This is a genomic window from Antarcticibacterium arcticum (assembly GCF_007993795.1).
Taxonomy (GTDB): domain Bacteria; phylum Bacteroidota; class Bacteroidia; order Flavobacteriales; family Flavobacteriaceae; genus Gillisia; species Gillisia arctica.
Window position 1 is genome coordinate 2,701,665 of sequence record NZ_CP042476.1, and the last position, 18,074, is coordinate 2,719,738.

At 41.3% G+C, this 18,074-nt stretch carries 11 protein-coding genes and 1 pseudogene; 1 reads left to right on the forward strand and 11 read right to left on the reverse strand.

Annotation, left to right across the window (positions count from 1 at the left end; genetic code table 11):
• Position 1 precedes the first annotated feature (1 nt).
• The 10 genes from FK178_RS12230 to FK178_RS12275 form a co-directional block, all read right to left on the reverse strand.
• On the reverse strand, positions 2-1,039 hold the full coding sequence (locus FK178_RS12230; protein ID WP_146835553.1) for a dipeptide epimerase: 1,038 nt from the start codon (positions 1,037-1,039) through the stop codon (positions 2-4).
• Entirely contained in the window at positions 1,020-2,492 is a 1,473-nt protein-coding gene (locus tag FK178_RS12235) for a sodium:solute symporter (RefSeq protein WP_146835556.1), read from the reverse strand. Before FK178_RS12235 ends, FK178_RS12230 begins: the two co-directional genes overlap by 20 nt.
• Before the next feature lie 12 nt (positions 2,493-2,504).
• A complete protein-coding gene (locus tag FK178_RS12240; RefSeq protein WP_146835559.1) occupies positions 2,505-4,148 on the reverse strand; it encodes a glycoside hydrolase family 10 protein in 1,644 nt (547 codons plus the stop codon).
• Positions 4,149-4,263: 115 nt separating this feature from the next.
• Positions 4,264-5,055 carry a DUF4397 domain-containing protein gene (locus tag FK178_RS12245; protein ID WP_146835562.1) on the reverse strand — a complete coding sequence of 264 codons (792 nt, stop codon included), beginning with the start codon at positions 5,053-5,055 and terminating at the stop codon, positions 4,264-4,266.
• A gap of 9 nt (positions 5,056-5,064) precedes the next feature.
• Positions 5,065-6,675, reverse strand: coding sequence for a SusD/RagB family nutrient-binding outer membrane lipoprotein (locus FK178_RS12250; protein WP_146835565.1), 1,611 nt, complete (start codon positions 6,673-6,675; stop codon positions 5,065-5,067).
• An 11-nt stretch (positions 6,676-6,686) separates the two neighbouring features.
• Positions 6,687-9,785 carry a SusC/RagA family TonB-linked outer membrane protein gene (locus tag FK178_RS12255; protein ID WP_146835568.1) on the reverse strand — a complete coding sequence of 1,033 codons (3,099 nt, stop codon included), beginning with the start codon at positions 9,783-9,785 and terminating at the stop codon, positions 6,687-6,689.
• A 172-nt stretch (positions 9,786-9,957) separates the two neighbouring features.
• The gene (gene murQ, locus FK178_RS12260) at positions 9,958-10,773 is read right to left on the reverse strand and encodes an N-acetylmuramic acid 6-phosphate etherase (RefSeq protein WP_146835570.1); all 816 of its coding nucleotides are present in this window, start codon (positions 10,771-10,773) and stop codon (positions 9,958-9,960) included.
• Position 10,774: 1 nt separating this feature from the next.
• Entirely contained in the window at positions 10,775-12,085 is a 1,311-nt protein-coding gene (locus FK178_RS12265) for a beta-N-acetylhexosaminidase (protein WP_168194593.1), read from the reverse strand.
• A 20-nt stretch (positions 12,086-12,105) separates the two neighbouring features.
• Positions 12,106-12,405 (reverse strand): hypothetical protein, encoded by a 300-nt coding sequence (locus tag FK178_RS12270; RefSeq protein ID WP_146835575.1) that lies wholly within the window; start codon positions 12,403-12,405, stop codon positions 12,106-12,108.
• A gap of 21 nt (positions 12,406-12,426) precedes the next feature.
• The gene (locus FK178_RS12275) at positions 12,427-13,701 is read right to left on the reverse strand and encodes a sugar MFS transporter (protein WP_146835577.1); all 1,275 of its coding nucleotides are present in this window, start codon (positions 13,699-13,701) and stop codon (positions 12,427-12,429) included.
• A 349-nt stretch (positions 13,702-14,050) separates the two neighbouring features.
• On the opposite strand from FK178_RS12275, the pseudogene lepA reads away from it, so the two are divergent.
• Positions 14,051-15,774, forward strand: a pseudogene (gene lepA / locus FK178_RS12280) (translation elongation factor 4); the annotation flags it as partial.
• Positions 15,775-15,993: 219 nt separating this feature from the next.
• On the opposite strand, the gene FK178_RS12285 reads toward lepA, so the two are convergent.
• Positions 15,994-18,024 (reverse strand): cation:proton antiporter, encoded by a 2,031-nt coding sequence (locus FK178_RS12285; protein ID WP_146835580.1) that lies wholly within the window; start codon positions 18,022-18,024, stop codon positions 15,994-15,996.
• Positions 18,025-18,074: the final 50 nt, after the last annotated feature.

An 18,074-nucleotide genomic window follows, 5' to 3' on the forward strand; every position in this document is an offset into this window, starting at 1 on the left:
ATTATGCATTCTTTAATTCTTCTTTAATAATAAGCAATTCTGCACCAGTGCCGTTTCGGTTGGGGAAATGGGTTTTCCCGTCATAAACCTTTACGCCATCGGCTATATCGTTCTTAATCAGCATTCCGCCATCCATATCAACATAATCCAATAAAGGCAATAAGTGGCCAATGGCCGATAATCCCACCGTAGATTCTGTCATACAGCCTACCATCACTTTCATACCAAGCTCCCGGGCTTCAGCGATCATCCTTCTGCCGGGTGTGAGTCCGCCACATTTGGTAAGCTTAACATTTACCCCGTGAAAATAATCGGCACATTTCTTTACATCGCTTTCATTGATACAGCTTTCATCTGCAATCACCGGTAGAACCGAATGCTGCAAAACCTTTGCCATTCCTTCCAGATCATTGGCGGGCAATGGTTGTTCGAGGAATTCCACGCCCAGCTCCTTCATTATTGGAGCGTATTCAATAGTTTGTTCTGCAGTCCAGGCGCAATTGGCATCTACCCTGAAGATAGCGTTTGTATGTTTCCGAAGTTCCTTTATGATCTCAACATCCTCATCTGTTCCAAGTTTGATCTTGTACAGGGGCCAGGGAAATTCTTTTATTTTCTGTACCATTATCTCAACCGTATCGATCCCGATAGTATAATTGGAAAGAGGCAGATCTTTCAATTCCAAACCCCACATTTTATATAGAGGCTGGCCATTTCTTTTTCCGTGAAGATCGTGCATTGCTATATCCAGGGCGCATTGCGCAAAGGAATTTCCTTTAAAATGCGGATTGGTAATTTCCCAGAGTTCTTCAGGGGTTTTGTGAATATTTTCAGCGATCAAAGGTTCCATCGCTTTGATCGTAGCGCTCATACTTTCCACATCAACCCCGTAATAGGAAGTAGCTGCTGCTTCGCCGTAACCTGTGAATCCTCCATCTGAAAGTTCCACGATCAACGTCTCCTGAAAATCACGCGCAGTATGACTTATGCGAAAGGTGTTCTTTAATTCTAATTTATATTTATAGGTTTTCAGCTTCATTTAATCTTTCATTTTTTCCATTGCCTTTTAGCAAAAATAACCCAAGACAGGTAATGGCTGCATTCACTATCAATATTTCAAATCCGAATTTATAGCCGTTTAACCAGGCTTCAGAATTATAGTCAAGTATGATCGAAATTACCGGTGATAATATAACCACAAATGGAACAAATTTGTCATTGACAGTTCGTTTTGACAGCAACCCGAAAGCAAATAATCCCAATAATGGCCCGTAGGTAAATCCGGCGACCTTAAATACAGCGCTAACCACACTGCTGTCATTCAAGCTGCTAAAAATTATGATGACAAAGAACATTAATATGGTAAAACCTATGTGAACCAGCATTCTTGTCCTGTTCTGGTTTTTGTGTTCTTTCCTTTTAAGACCAAGGATATCTACGCAGAAAGAGGTAGTAAGAGCGGTAAGCGCGGAATCTGCACTGGAAAATGCAGCGGCAATAATACCCAGCAAAAATACTATTCCTGCTACAGCCCCAAAATGATTAAGCGCCAGCATAGGATACAGTTCATCTGATCTACCGGGAAGGGCAATACCTTGTGTAGTTGCATATTCATAGAGAAGCACCCCCAGAGAGAGAAAAAGTACGGTTGCTATAAAGAATGTAATAGAGAACCAGAGAATGTTCTTTTGAGCATCCCCTGTGTTGCTAATAGTAAGGTTCTTTTGCATAATGTTCTGATCAAGACCATTCATCGCAATTGTAATAAATATCCCTGCGAGAAAGGTCTTAAAAAAGTTCTGCCCGGACCGCCAGTCCCACTCAAAAATTGTCGATAGGTCGCTTTCCGTTACCACAGTAAACACCTGAGGCACACTAAGGTCCAGGTGATTAATGATCATAATGATACTTACCACTACCGCAAGCAACAGAAAGGTTGTTTGCAGGGTATCTGTCCAAACAATGGTTTTAATTCCTCCCCGGAAAGTGTACAACCAGATCAATGCGATGTTGGTTAGCACCGTTACATAAAAGGGGATTCCAAAAGCATCGAAAAATGCAAGTTGTAGTACCAGCGCAGCCAGGAATAATCTGAAAGATGCACCTATAGTTTGTGATATAAGAAAGAATGAGGCGCCAGACAGGTAGGAATTTTGCCCAAATCTATCCCGGAGATATTCATAGATCGACACCAGTTTTAGGCGGTAAAACAGAGGAATTAAAACCAGGGCGATTACTGCGTATCCCACCATATTACCCATCACAAACTGGAGGTAGGTCCAGTTGGTATTCCCCACTTCGCCCGGTACTGATATAAACGTGACTCCTGAAAGTGTTGCCCCCACCATCCCGAAGGCTACCAGGAACCACGGGGATTGCTTATCTGCCGTAAAAAAGGTGTTATTATCTGCCTTTCGTGATGTAAAATAACTTATTACCAGTAATAAAATAAAATAGGCAGCTATGACGCCAAATACAAGCGTAGGACTCATTTGCTATGGTTTTTACTTAATTCTGATCTCTTTTAGATCACTCTCATTCCCGCTTCGGTTCACTGCTGTTACTGCTATATGACTTATAGTGGCCGTTTTTCCTTCCTGAACTCTCGGAAGCTCAATGGAGCGGTCATTCTTGCTTACGATCTTATATTGCCAGGGCCCGTTATTGTATTTATAATACACCACCCATCTAAAAACATCCTGAGCATTATTGTGCTGCCAGGTTACATTGAGTTTATTTCCCACGGTTTGAGATGCGACTATGGGCACAGCAGGAATATCAGAATCCAACCAGGGGCTTGAAGGAACAAGCGCCTGAGTTTTATAAGGACCTTCTACCAGGGCCTTTGAAAGTTCTGGGTGCTTGATCAATGGCCCAATGCTCCAGTGCACTGCGCCTTTACTATCAGGTAACATACCCCTTGTGATCATGATCTGGTTGATAATTTCGGTGCTGTTCTTTTCATCACCTCCAAGACCCACATTCATTCCCGGCCATAAATGCCTGTTCTTGGTGTTTTCACCAGCCCACCATCCCAGTAAAACGGGAAAACTTTGAGGTGCCTGGGCAATTTTCCAGTAAAGCTGCGGGGTATAATAATCTATCCAGCCCTTGTTAAGCCAGAGTTTGGCATCGGCATATAATTCATTGTACTGGTCCATCCCGGCAATTGATTCGGGATATCCCGGTCTCCATATCCCAAATGGGCTAAGCCCAAATTTCACTTTCGGCTTTTCAGCTTTTATCTCACGATACAGTCTCTCAATAAAAACATTTACGCTCTCTCTCCTCCAGTCTGCCCGGGAAAGTTTCCCTCCCTTTGCCTGATATGCCTTCCAACTCACGTGGTCTGGAAAATCTTCATTATTGTTATAGGAGGCATAGGGATAGAAGTAGTCATCAAAATGTACTCCATCAATATCATAGCGCTTTACCAGGTCCATCACCACTGCTACAGAATGATCCTGCGTGCCTTTTAAAGAAGGATCCATCCACCAGTACCCGTTCTTTAGTTTAACAACCAGTTCCGGATTGGTTTTAATGATGGATTTTGGGTTTATTTCTCCTTTTGTAGTATGGTGCGCGCGATAAGGGTTGAGCCATACGTGCATTTCTATTCCACGATCATGCGCTTCCTTAATCCAGAAATTTAATGGGTCGTAGTAAGGCTCTGGGGCTTTTCCCTGCTGCCCGGTAAGGAAATAAGACCAGGGTTCAAGATCACTTTGGTATAATGCATCTGCCTGGGGTCTTACCTGGAAGATCACTGCATTAAAATTATGTGCTTTAAGATAATCCAGAAGCTGGATCGCTTCCTTTTGTTGATCTGCTGTACTTAGACCGGCTTTGCTTGGCCAGTTAATATTGGCAACCGTAGCCACCCAGGCCGCACGAAATTCTTTCATTACCGGGGTTTTGGGCCTTGTAATGTAATCCTTAATTTCATCGGGTTCCGGGGCAGGAGCAGGTAACGGGCTCACCGTGGGTGCCTCTTCTACCTCAACATCCGGAATTTCCGGCAGAGTTTCAGCAGGGATCTCGGCTGTGGGTGGTGGCGGTGTGTCTTCAGCTTTTTTTAATGAAGAACAAGCTGTGATAAATAGAAAGAGAATAAAAAGTGCAGTAAGGGTTTTTACTTTAAATGGCATAGCGCTTGGATGAATTATTGAGTTGAATAAACCTTTGGAATTTGGGCATAAAGATAAAAGAGAAAGAGCCACAAATGTGCCTCTTCCTCTTTATTTATAATTACAGGCCATACTTTTAACGGTCTCTCCAGAAATCTATTTTTCCTCCTCCAATTGGGTCTGAATAGGTTCCTCTTATTTGGGTAGTGTATGTCCTTCCCAGTGTACCCACATTTACTGAATGTTGAATGAAAGGGGTTGAGGTCAAAGGGTCATAATCTATAGTGGAATTGAAAACCTTAAACGTGTAATTTCCCGGTTCCAGCTCTACATACTCACCACCTTCTTTGAAATCTATATCAGATCCCAGCAAAACTACCCTTGCAGGTTGAGCAGCCGAAGTTTCGGTAGCAGGTACTGCAGCCCGTACGGCGTACACATCTACAGTAAAAGGAACATTCGCCATCGTATGCACAAATCTCCAGTAGATCTTAACATTATCATCTGCGGGAAGTACATCTTCCATTACAAAAACTTCATGATTCCCTTCATTACCCACTAAATATACAGAGTAGTTGGATCCTGAATTTAATGAGGCCTGGGTAGCTGCCAGTTCATTCATCTCTAAATCTAACACCCTAATATTTGTGTTGCCGGAAGGAATAACAGCGTAAGCATTTGCAGGATAAACTGCCCTATATGCTGACCCCTGAGGATCTCCTGCCGTTGTGGAACCTGCGGCCGTAACTTTTGTATCTCCAAAATAAAAGTTTGCCGGTGGAGCATCATCAGAATGAAAAAAGAACTTTGCTTTTGTCATCTCCCCCGTAAGAGGTACCGTAAGTTCAGGGATGGCATTTTCCTCACAACCGGTGAGAACCAGGCCAGCTGCTATTATAAGAATAATTCTATTTATAATATTTTTCATAATTTAAGTTTATTCGGGTTTACTAAACCAGGTTTCATAGGTATGGTAATCTAACTCAAAAGCATTTAATTCGCGAAGCGCTGCCTGATTCCACATGTATTCAGAATTAAATCTTGGTCTTGCTCTATAGGCCGGTTCGCCATTATTATCTACGTATAAAGGATCTGGTAACGAAAACCCTTTATAAACGGCTTCTTCATCGGAGACATCCTTGTCATAATGATATCTTCTCATATCACTCCATGTTTCAAAGAACCCCCAGCCCCAGGTCGCGATATATTTTTGAAGCATAATTTTGGATAAGGTGAGATCCTCTGCGGAAGAAGGGAAATATTCCTCGCTTGCTTCGTACAGAACTCTTCTCTGGTCATAGGTGGCAGGATCTGGTGCATATTGACGTGCAAAATCAAGATGTCCTTCCACCCCTTCTTTATAGGCAGTTAAGGCTAACTCTTTTTGACCAGATAAGAGAGCGGCTTCAGATTTAATAAACTGAAGCTGGGAATAAGTCATCAATGGAAATCTCTCGCTGTTATTAAAAAAGTAAATCTGTGGATTTGGGGTTGTATTCAGGCTTCCGGTATTCCCCCAAAGGTTATTGGGAACCTGCTCTGCAGCATATTCACTAATTCCTATTTCCGGAGAAATCCCACGATACTCTCCGTCTGGTGCAGGTGCGAGCATAGCCGCTAATCGTGGATCCTTTAAATGTTGACCCTCGAATACCGGATCAACTCCTTCCAACGCCGGATCTGTCAATTCAGGATTAGTTCCATCCAACAGCCCTACAATAAATTTGGTTTGACGGTAAAAATTAATATTTCCTCTTAGTGGTCCAAAGAAATTGGTATTGGCGCTTACCGTTCCTTCAAAGCGTATCATCGCATTATCCGCATTGCTTTGCAGTGCCTGATCTACGTACCCAATTACCTCCTGCGCATCATAAAAGCTCTTATTGGTGAGTCTATGTTTGCTAATGGCAAGCAACCCATAGGCAAATCTTTTCCATTTCTCCCGATCGCCGTTATAAATAAGGTCTGCCTCCATTAATCCGGAATCCTCCGGACTAAGGCCATCAGTTCTTTCAAGATTTTCTATTCCCAGGAGAAGTAATCTTTCAATTTCTGCATACACTACCTCCTGCTCATCATAATCAAAAACCCTTCTATCAGCATCAAAGGCCTGAGTTACAATAACGGGCCCGTGGTAATCTGTGAGCATTTGCCAACCATACGCCCGCAGGATATGACCAACCCCTACAAAATCATACTTCTCATTCCTTTCACCGCTCTCAATCATATCAGACAGGTTATAACCCATGCTCCAGTAAACAGCACGCCATAATTGGGCGTAAAAATCGCTGTTTGGCGGATTTGCATGTAAGTTAAGTGAATAGGAAGCACCCGAAGTATAAGCCCAGTTTTGGGTATAAAATCCGGTAAATCTTCCATCCCATTGGACTGCTACTGCCAGTTCCGACTGTATTTGTGGCAAGAACAATTCAGGTTGTAGCAGCGCATCAGGACCATTTGGATTAGTATTTACGTCCAGGTAATCTTCACACCCAGCGAGTGTAAAAACACCGGCAAGGATCAAACAAATATTTCTAATTTTTTTCATATCTATATTTTTTATAGTCCTACTCGTAGTCCAACATTAATTCCCATTGGCATAGGGAAATTTCCATAATCAAATCCATAACCACCGGCGCCACCAACGGCAGCAGAGTTTCCGTTTCCAACAGGATCCAGCCCGGAATAATTGGTTAAAAGAAAAAGATCAGTTCCGGTTACGAATACACTTGCACTTTGAATGGCATTTGTTCTTTCAAGGAGCGCAGGCGTAAAATTATATCTAAGGGTTACATCGCGAAGTCTCATCCAGTTTACGTCTTTTTCAATAAAACTCTGGAAAGGGTAAACAGAAGACCAGTAAGTTGAATTTCTAGACATATCCAATGGGATATTGTTTTGGGTAGGGCTGGTATTTTCATTTCCGTCCTTCAGCACACCTTCAACAATACGTGGGGTATCCCTATCAAGAGTCCTGGTACTTAAACCTCTTGTTGTAAGGTAATGTTCAGTGGCATTATAAACATCTCCTCCAACTCTAAAATCCAACAAGAAATTTAAAGAAAGATTTTTATAATTTAATGTATTGGATAATCCTACCGTGAAATCTGGCTGACGATCTCCTACAATAATCCATTCACTTGTATCAAGTAAGGGTAAACCATTGGCAGGGTTTACCAGGATCTCGCCGTTTTCTGTTCTCTGGAAATCATAACCTGTAAAAGTAGTAAGTGGCCCACCAACTCTGGCACCACCTCTTACGTTACCATATAACCAGGTATCTGAATTGTAAAATTCGCTCACATCACCCGGAAGGCTTACCAGCTCACTCCAGTTCTTGGTGTAATTGGCCAGAATATCCCAGGAGAAATCTGGTGTTCTTACAGGTGTTGCATTTAACTGCAATTCTACCCCTTCGTTTTGGATCTCCCCGGCATTGAAGGTCATCAAAACAAATCCGGTGGCATAACTTAAACGTAAGTTTTGAACGATTTGATCTACAGATTTTTTATTGAAATAAGTTACATCAAGACCAAGACGATTTCCGAAAAATCTCAATTCTGTACCATACTCGTAAGAGGTTGTCATTTCTGGCACCAAATTTAAACTTGGCCCTGTAAATCCATATCTGAAGCCTCCACCTGTTGTGGTAGCATTAGTATAAAACGGGCGAATGCTATAAGGATTGGCATCCTTTCCTACCTGTGCGATAGATCCTCTAAGTTTACCATAGGATAAAACATCTTTAATACCACTAAAAGCATCAAGCTCTGTAAAAATAAAACTTAAACCTGCAGACGGGTAAAAGAATGAATTGTTTTGGACGGGAAGGGTAGAACTCCAGTCATTACGGGCCGTAAGTGTTAGATACAGCATATTATCATAACTGGCATTGAAGCTTCCGAACACACCCACTAACCTCCTTTGCGCTAAATTGTTAAACGCCCGGTGCGTATCAAGTCTTGTATTATTTATAGAATAAAGATCTGGCGCCTGGAAATCCAGGCCTTCTGCAGAGGCACTAAAGGTATTGTAATCATAAATTGCACCCCCTACTTTAAGATCGGTTTCCAACAATCCGTTAAAGAAAGAACCCGGGGTAATTTGGGCATAGGACTGAAAAGTAAGGTTTCTGGTAGTAGCAAGCGCCTGGTCAAATACTCCACCATAATTTCTTCCGCTTAAAGCTTCAGGGTGCCGCACAATCGTGGTTTTGGTTGTAAAGTAATCTACACCCACCTGGCCCACAAATTTTAACCACTCTGCAGGTGCAACATTAAGCTGGGTATTTAATTTATATCTGTCTGTCAAAGAATTGAAAACATTCTTATTTACGTTAAAGAATGGATTTTCAACAGCTGCCGCAAATGGAGCATAGTCTCTTCTTCGTCCTCCCGGGGTTAAATAATTGCTGGCATCATCGGTTGAAGGCCACAGCAATAAATGTAATAATGGTCCTCCTGCCCCTCTAAAGGTTTGATCATTATCTGACCGGGTATAATCAAAAGTTACATCAGTAGAAATATAGTCATTCAAGGTTGCAGTAATGGCAGATGTTATATTTAATTTATCTAAACCAGTAGTAGGAACAAAACCTTCAGAATTTGTATGAGAGGCAGCTACCCTGTATTGATTGAGTTCTGTCCCTCCGGAAAATGATAGGTTATGTCTCTTTGTAACGGCATTTTGGAAGAAGTTCCCAACGTTATCGTAAAATTGAGTTCCCGCAGGATATTCAGATCCAAAATAATAAAGATTTTCATCATCATCTGTGGTAAAGCCCTGGGATCCCCGTCCATATTTTTGTTGGATCTCAGGATACTCTACGATCTGGTCAACTCTAAAACTGTTACTATAATCTATTCTCGCTTTTCCTGCCTGACCTCTTTTGGTTGTAATAACCACAGCACCGGAAGCGGCTTCTATTCCATACAGAGCAGATGCTTCAGGACCTTTAAGTATAGTAATGGAAGCTATATCTTCCGGATTAATATCTGCCGCCCTGTTGGTGAAATCCACGCCTCTGTTTTCAAAAGATCTGGCCGTACCGGCAGAAGCTAACATTCCGGTTGACATTGTGTTATTACTTATGGGCAAACCATCTACTACAAAAAGTGGTTGGTTATTACCACTAAGGGAGCTTATTCCCCTAATTACTATAGATGTGGAAGATCCGGGAAGACCAGAGGTAGAATTTATTTCAACACCTGCTACCCGTCCGGCAAGGGCATCTATAAAATTTTCCCGCTGGGTTTCTGCAATTACAGGGCCGGCTACTTCAGTTACAGAATATGCAAGCGCCTTTTTTTCCTGCTTTATACCAAGGGCTGTTACCACAACTTCATCTAAACCTTCCTGATCTTCTGCCAGGGTCACGTTAAAAGTGGTTTGGGTGCCAAGTGGAAATTCCTGAGTTCGAAAACCAAGAGAGGAAAACACCAATACTGATGTGGCATTATCAGGAACATTTAGACTAAATCTTCCATCCATATTGGTGGTGGTACCCGTGCTGGTATTCTTAATATAAACAGAGACCCCGGGAACGGGTAATCCGGTTTGATCCAAGACCTGTCCGGTCACTGCTCTCTGTTGCGCCATAGCATGGACACTCACAAAGCAGAGTAAGATTAAAATAAACTTTTTTAATTGTTGCTCCATAATGTGGTTAATTAAATCGTGTTAGTTTGTTTGTTAGGGTTGAAAATTAACAAATAAATGTTAATATGTAAAGCGGAAAGATAAAATATTATTAAAAAGAATTGTGTTAATAATGATATTATTTTATTAACGACTATTCTTTTATAAAATTTTTAGTGAAGTGGTTTGGAATTTATTGGCGGTTTTTAAGCACATTTCTTACATTCTTATGCTCATTCAATAAGCGGGAGGCTTCTGTTTCATTAACCCCCAACTCTTCCATGATCATTTTGATGCCACGGTTTACCAATTTTTTATTGCTTAATTGCATATCTACCATCTTATTCCCTTTTACTCGTCCCAATTTTATCATAACAGAAGTGGATATCATATTAAGAACAAGTTTTTGAGCAGTGCCAGATTTCATTCTTGTGCTTCCGGTAACGAATTCAGGACCAACTTCAATCTCTATGGGGTATTTTGCAGCAGCTGCAAGAGGGGAATTTCTATTATTGGTGATACATCCAGTGATAAGTCCGTTTTCAGCAGCTTGTTTTATTCCACCAATAACATAAGGAGTGGTACCGGAAGCGGCAATGCCAATAAGTACATCCTTCGCATTGATATCAAATTCCTGAAGGTCTTTCCAGGCCTGAATATTATTATCTTCAGCGTTTTCAACTGCTTTCCTCAAAGCTACATCTCCGCCTGCAATTAAGCCTATCACTACATCATCACTAACCCCGAAGGTTGGAGGACATTCGGATGCGTCAAGCACTCCAAGCCTGCCACTGGTTCCTGCACCAATGTAGAACAGCCTTCCTCCTATTTCAATTTGTTTGGTAATTACATCTACCAACTCCTGAATTTTTGGGATCTCTTTTTCTATTAATTCGGGCACGGTCTTGTCCTCGCGATTCATATTGCGGAGCAATTCTTCTGTGCTCATCAATTCAAGATCATTATATCGCGAACTCTGTTCGGTTGAAGGTTTATGTTGATCGCTCATATTATAAATTCAATAAAGTTGTCCTTTTAAAGCTTTCAGGAATAAAACCTCTGAAAACATCTGCTTTGATACGGGTATTTTGGTTTTCTTTCCAGGATAACTCCTCTGCAGGAAAGTAATTAACCCCCATACGCTGTAATCTATCCTGGTGTTGTTGCAATCTCCCTGAAAATTCCCTGTAATCCCTGGGTGCATCATGGTTCCACGCAAGTTCTGCCACCGCAATAGTTCTGGGCCAAAAACGGTTATCCAGGCTGCTATCATCCCAAACAAATTCGGTCCATACGGGAGCCTCAAGGCCAATTACATTTTTATTGCTGCTACTATAACTATACACCTCTTCCAGGGTAACACCAGATTTCTTGCACCAATTATTGGTTTTCTCCTGTCCCGGGATATTGGCATGGTCAAAATAAAAACTGGTGCAAATAGATTCAATAACCTTCACATCTACAAGACTCTCAACTTTTCCATGCCATTGCTGACTTATAAGGGAGTTGCTTACTTTGGCCTTTGTAACTTCTTCCCAGCCTATGCTTGTTTTTCCGTGGTGTTGTACAATAGAATCGGCCTTTACAACAAATGTTTCATATAAATCATCTTTGATCTCATCACCTCCAATATGTATCCACGGGCCGTGGGTTATGGTAGATATTTCCCCAATTACCTTGGAAACAAAATTATATATCTCCGGTTTTGTAAGGCATAGTTTGCTCCAGCCTACTTTGGTGCCGGTAAATAATTCCGGTGGGGTGGCCATCTTTGGTTCAATATTGGAATATTCCTCACAATTAAGTTCTGGATAGGCCACCAGGGCTGAGTATATATGGCCCGGCATATCTATCTCAGGAACAATAACTATATTTCTTGCCAGGGCATAATCCTGTAATTCCAGGTATTGTTTCTGGGTTAAGTAACCGTACCTTCCATTTTCAACTGCCCCTTTAGAGCCAACATTGGTTAATGCGGGCTTACTTTTAATTTCAATTCTCCACCCCTGGTCGTCTGTAAGATGTAAGTGAAGGCGGTTCATTTTATATAAGGCCATCCTGTCCACGTGCGACTTTAAATATTCCAGGCCGAAAAAACTTCTCGCGATATCAACCATGGTTCCCCTCCAACTGTACTGCGGCACATCTTTTATATAAAGGTGGGGCAGTTGAATTCTTTTATTTTGCAGCGGGGTATCTTCCAGGGAAGAAGGTAAAATTTGCCTGAGGCTTTGTATGGCATAAAATAGACCGGCAGTAGTTGCCGCTTTCATAAACACTCCGCTTTCGTTTATTTCCAGGATATAACCTTCCGGTCCCAATTCTTTTGTGAGATTTGTATTTAAATCCAGGTTCCAGTTTCCACAGGACTCACCGGGGTTTTATAGAGATCGAGGTTGGCTTTGTTCAGTAAATGAAACAACCACTCGGCAGCTTCCTCCGCTTCTGCGTTATAACAAAGAATATTTGCAGCCGGGGTAATTAGCGTAGCATTTCCAAAATTTAATTCGGTAGGCTTGGGGATAATTGAAATTCCTTCCGCAGGAATAAAAAGAACTTTCTCAGAAACAGTATCTCCCATTTTACACGATGCCAGGAGAAGAATAAGAACAAGTGGAATAAAATTTTTAAAATGGGACATATTGTAGGTTTTAAATTTCAATCAGGCACTGCGACCGGTTTTATAACCTGTGGTAGCAAAATACAAGATAAAGGCATAACAGGGTATGATGACCCAATAGGCTTGTTGGGGATTAAAAAGATCGGCAAAATAACCATATACCAACGGAAGGATCGCTCCACCAGCAATGGCCATAATTAGAAAAGAGGAACCCACCTTGGTGAAACGTCCCAAACCGGCAAGGGCCATTGGCCATATTGCAGGCCACACCAGTGCGTTGGCTATTCCCAGAAGTGCAACGGCCAACACCGAAATGAATCCGTCGCCAAATATGGCTACCAAACCAAAAGCCAATCCCAGGATTGCAGAAATTTTAAGGGCATTTTCCTGGGTAATATATTTTGGAATAGTGAAGATCCCTATTACATAACCCACTATCATGGCTCCCAGGGTTAAACTTGCAAAGAACTTAGCCTCGCTCAAAGGAATTCCCTGAGCTTCATTTGCATAACTTATAATAGTATCGCCGGCAATTACCTCAACCCCCACATATAGAAACAGGGCGAAAGTTCCAAGGAACAAATGAGGGAATTGAAAGATACTGGTTTTGTTCAGGTTAGATTTTGCCAGTTCTTCATCTTCTGCATCGGCATCAACCTCCGGCAGGGATGAGAAATATATCCAGGCACTAAGGATTAAAAGAATTGCCATCATTACCAAATAGGGAGTAACAACCCGTTGCGCCAGCTCATCAAGGGCAGTGGCTTTTTCAGCACCCTGGAGAATCTCTACGGTTTCAACCAGGTTATCCCCCGATGTAAAAAGAATTGCACCTAAAACAATTGGCGCCAAAACCCCGGCTACCTTGTTGCAAATTCCCATAATGCTTATCCTTTTGGCTGCACTTTCCGCAGGGCCCAGCACAACAACATAAGGGTTTGCGGCGGTTTGGAGTAGAGCAAGCCCTGTACCCTGAACAAATAATCCTATTAAAAATAACTCATAAGTGCGGGAATATGCCGCAGGAATAAAAATTACTGCCCCAACAGCCATCACGAGTAACCCCAGGGACATCCCCTTCTTGTAACCTGTTTTTTGCAACACCCAGGCAGAGGGAAGAGCCATAACCAGGTACGAAATATAAAAAGCCGTTACCACAAAATAGGACTGAAAATTATTGAGCTCGCAGGCTATTTTTAAATAGGGTATTAATACTGAATTCAGCCACGTGACAAAACCGAATATGAAGAATAAAGCCCCAATTATGATAATAGAGCGGGTTGTATTGCCTGTTGGATTGGATGTTGGGTTTTTCATGGATTTACAGTGAAGGATTGTTGAGGTTTGACGCTATAAGAGTGCGGAATTATATCCATAAAAAACATTTTTTTATTCCCTGGATTCCGGTATTTAATATAACATTAACAATATTACAAAGAAGGTTTGTTTTTTTAGATTTTCCAAACACTTAAATAAATTTTTTTAAGATTAAGCAGGAGATATTAAAAAATTGAATTAAAGCTAAGTTCGCAACAAGCTCAACTTCTCAAGATTTTTCCGGCTTAATGCGCTGTATAAATATTTATAACAAGACTTTTAAAAAAACTATATTTGTAGCCTTAAATAAGTTGGCAGGAAAGCCTGCCTACTATCTGGAAATTGATTCATGAAGAATATACGTAACTTTTGTATAATTGCCCATATTGATCACGGTAAAAGCACCCTGGCAGACAGGTTGCTGGATTTCACAGGATCTGTAACAGAGAGGGAAAAACAGGAACAATTGCTGGATAGCATGGACCTGGAGCGGGAACGCGGCATTACCATTAAAAGTCATGCAATACAAATGAATTATACTTATAAGGGTGAGGAGTATATTCTTAATTTAATTGATACCCCCGGCCATGTGGATTTTTCTTACGAAGTATCCCGGTCAATCGCTGCTTGTGAAGGCGCATTGCTTATTGTAGATGCAGCTCAAAGTATCCAGGCCCAGACCATATCAAATCTTTACCTGGCACTGGATAATGATCTTGAAATAATTCCGGTATTAAACAAAGTTGACCTTCCCAGTGCAAATCCTGAGTTGGTAACAGATGATATAGTAGAATTACTTGGATGTCACAAAGATGATGTTATCCCGGCCAGCGCAAAAACAGGAATTGGAATAGAAGAAATTCTTTCAGCAATAATAGAGAGAATTCCCCCGCCTAAAGGAAAACCAGATGCACCGCTACGGGCCCTGGTTTTTGATTCAGTCTACAACCCTTTTAGAGGAGTAGAAACCTATTTCAGGGTTTTTGACGGTTCTATAAAAAAAGGGCAACAAATAAAATTTGTAGCTACCAATAAAAGCTATTATGCAGATGAGGTTGGTACCCTTCGCCTCAAACAATTTCCAAGACAGGAAGTTAAAACCGGCGATGTGGGATATCTTATTACCGGCATCAAAGATGCCCGTGAAGTAAAAGTAGGGGATACAATTACAGATTCCAAACATCCAACCACCGAGGCGGTTGCAGGATTTGAAGATGTAAAACCAATGGTATTTGCGGGAATTTACCCGGTAGATACCGAAGAATATGAAGATCTTAGGTCTTCTATGGAGAAATTGCAATTAAATGATGCGTCCCTGGTCTTTATTCCGGAAAGCTCTGCTGCGCTTGGATTTGGTTTTAGATGTGGCTTCCTGGGAATGTTACACCTTGAGATCATCCAGGAAAGGCTGGAGCGGGAATTTGATATGACAGTTATCACAACAGTTCCAAACGTATCTTATCACGCCTATACCCATAAAAATCCCAATACAGCGATATTGGTAAATAATCCAACAGACCTTCCCGAGCCTTCCAGCCTTGCGAGAGTTGAAGAGCCTTATATAAAAGCCAGCATCATTACCAAATCTGATTTTGTTGGTCCTGTAATGTCTTTATGTATTGAAAAAAGGGGATTAATTACAAACCAAACCTATCTTACCCCGGAGCGGGTAGAGCTGAGTTTCGATATGCCCCTGGCCGAGATTGTATTTGATTTTTACGACAGGCTTAAAACGGTTTCCAAAGGATATGCTTCCTTTGACTATTCACCTATTGGAATGCGCGCCTCAAAGCTTGTAAGGGTAGATGTGCTGCTTAACGGTAGTGTTGTTGATGCTCTTTCGGCACTGCTGGATGTGGATAATGCCTATGACATTGGGAAAAAAATGTGTGAGAAGCTAAAGGAGTTAATCCCGAGACAGCAGTTTGATATTCCTATCCAGGCCGCTATTGGCGCAAAGATCATTGCCAGGGAAACAGTAAAAGCTTTACGAAAGGATGTAACAGCAAAATGTTACGGGGGGATATTTCCCGAAAAAGAAAACTTTTAGAGAAGCAGAAAAAAGGTAAAAAGCGAATGCGCCAGGTTGGGAATGTTGAAATTCCGCAAGAAGCATTTATGGCTGTATTAAAGCTGAATGATTAGAAATAATTTCGTTTATATAAGAAATAACCCCCGCCTCATAGGTGGGGGTTTTTGTTTAAGGACAGAATAAAAATACAAATTGTCATTCTGAAGGCTTCGCTAGTGCGCAAGCTGAAAGAATCTCGGTAGAATCTGCACTGAAATTTATTATTGAGGATACACCAGGATCTTAGTTGTCTCGCCCAACATCTTCTCTAACCTACGGGGTAGCTTTTCCAGGACCGGCTGGTATGCCACACTATCTTTTCGCGCATTCACAAGCATGAAAATATCATCGGGTTCTATACTTTCAACAATAAGCGAAATATCCTCCCAGTTTTGAAAAGTGCGGAATTCAAAAGGAGCCCTCAGATTAAGATCCTCCACCAGTTCTATAATTGCCTGCTGGGTTTTGTCTGAACAAAAAACCAAAATAGGAACACTCAGTTCTTCTGAAATTTTAATACTTTTCTTTACCCAAAGTTCAAAGCCCTCCATTTCCTCAGATCTTTCCGGAACGCCCAATACCAGTCTTTGATGGGTTGCCCACGGTTTTAGTGGCTGGCATATCATAATGGTTTTAGTAGTTCTGTTTATGATACCTGCCATTTTTTCTCCTATTACCACATCCTTGGCAGAGCTGGTTGGCCATCCCATTACAAGAAGATCAACGATCAATTCTTTGGATTTCCTCGAGATCCCTTCAGCTACATCCTGATCAATGGTCGCTGTAATATCTACCATAGTTTCAGAAGCCGATGCCTGCACAACAAATTCCTCCAACTTGGTCTTCGCCTGGGCAATATTAAGTTCTGCCTGTTCATCATTAGGCACTACAGATAAAATGGAAACCGGATTTTCCGAAGATTTATCCTTAATAAGGATCGCAAATTCCACCAGTTTATCAAAATTAACAATATTGGCCAGGGGAAGCAGGATAGTTTCCATTTTGAAACTTTCTGAATTCTTTACTTCTTCAGGATTAACTTCTTCCGATTCAGCCACCATTTTTCTTGCTGCATTTTCAGTAGCAAGAGTTGCAACTATTGAGGTAATAAGAATAAGGATAATAGTCCCGTTTAAGATGTTCTTATCAATTATTCCCGCATTAAACCCCACAAGTATCACCGCCAGGGTTGCGGCCGCGTGCCCGCTACTCAAGCCAAATATCACCTTTCGCTGGGAGGAAGTATATTTAAAAACCAGCTGTGTAAAAAAAGCTGCCAGCCATTTTCCAGATATTGCTACTATGGAAAGGGTAATTGCCACTACAATTGCCATATAGCCACTAAAAATTACCCGCACATCTACAAGCATTCCCACACTCAGAAGAAATATGGGAATGAAGAGGGAGTTCCCCATAAACTCAATCCTGTTCATTAAAGCCGAAGAATGAGGAATTAACCTGTTTAACCCCAGACCTGCAAGGAAGGCTCCTATGATATCTTCTATCCCTGCAAGTTCTGCAAGAAATGCTGCAAGAAACACCACCGTTAATACGAAAATATAATGGGAATGTTTTTCCTTTTCCATTTTGGTGAAAAACCACTTGGCGATCCTGGGGACTAAAAAAAACATTATTGCAACAAAAATAGTAAGAGAGATCATAAGCCGTATCCAGAAATCGGCAGTTAGGCCCCCTTCCTCAGCATTTCCAAGAATAATTGCCAGGATGATAAGCACCGCTGTGTCTGTAAGTATGGTACCACCAACGGTAATTGCTACAGCTTCATTTTTTGAAACTCCCAGGCGACTTACAATGGGATATGCAATAAGGGTGTGGGTAGCAAACATACTGGCTGTTAAAAAACTCGCGTTAAAATTATAGCCTAAAAAGTAATAACATACCGGGAAGCCTATTATTAATGGTATTGTAAAAGTAAATGCCCCAAACAGGAAACTTTTATTGCGGTTTACTTTAAACTGGTTCATGTCCAGCTCCAGTCCTGCAATAAACATAATATATAATAAACCTATTTTTGAAAAGAGATCAATGGCGGCATTTTGCTCAAGCAACCCAGCGCCGTAAGGCCCAACTATTATTCCTGAAATGATTAAAACTATAATCCCGGGAATCTTTAATCTTCTGAAAAGGATTGGGGAAACAAGTATTATTAAAAGTATAACCGAAAAAACAAGCACTGGATTACTAAAAGGCAATTCGAATTCGTGATAAAGGATCTCTAAAAATTCATTCATATTTTTCTCTTTTACCGGTAGCTTGTTCTGCAAAAACAAATATAGACATT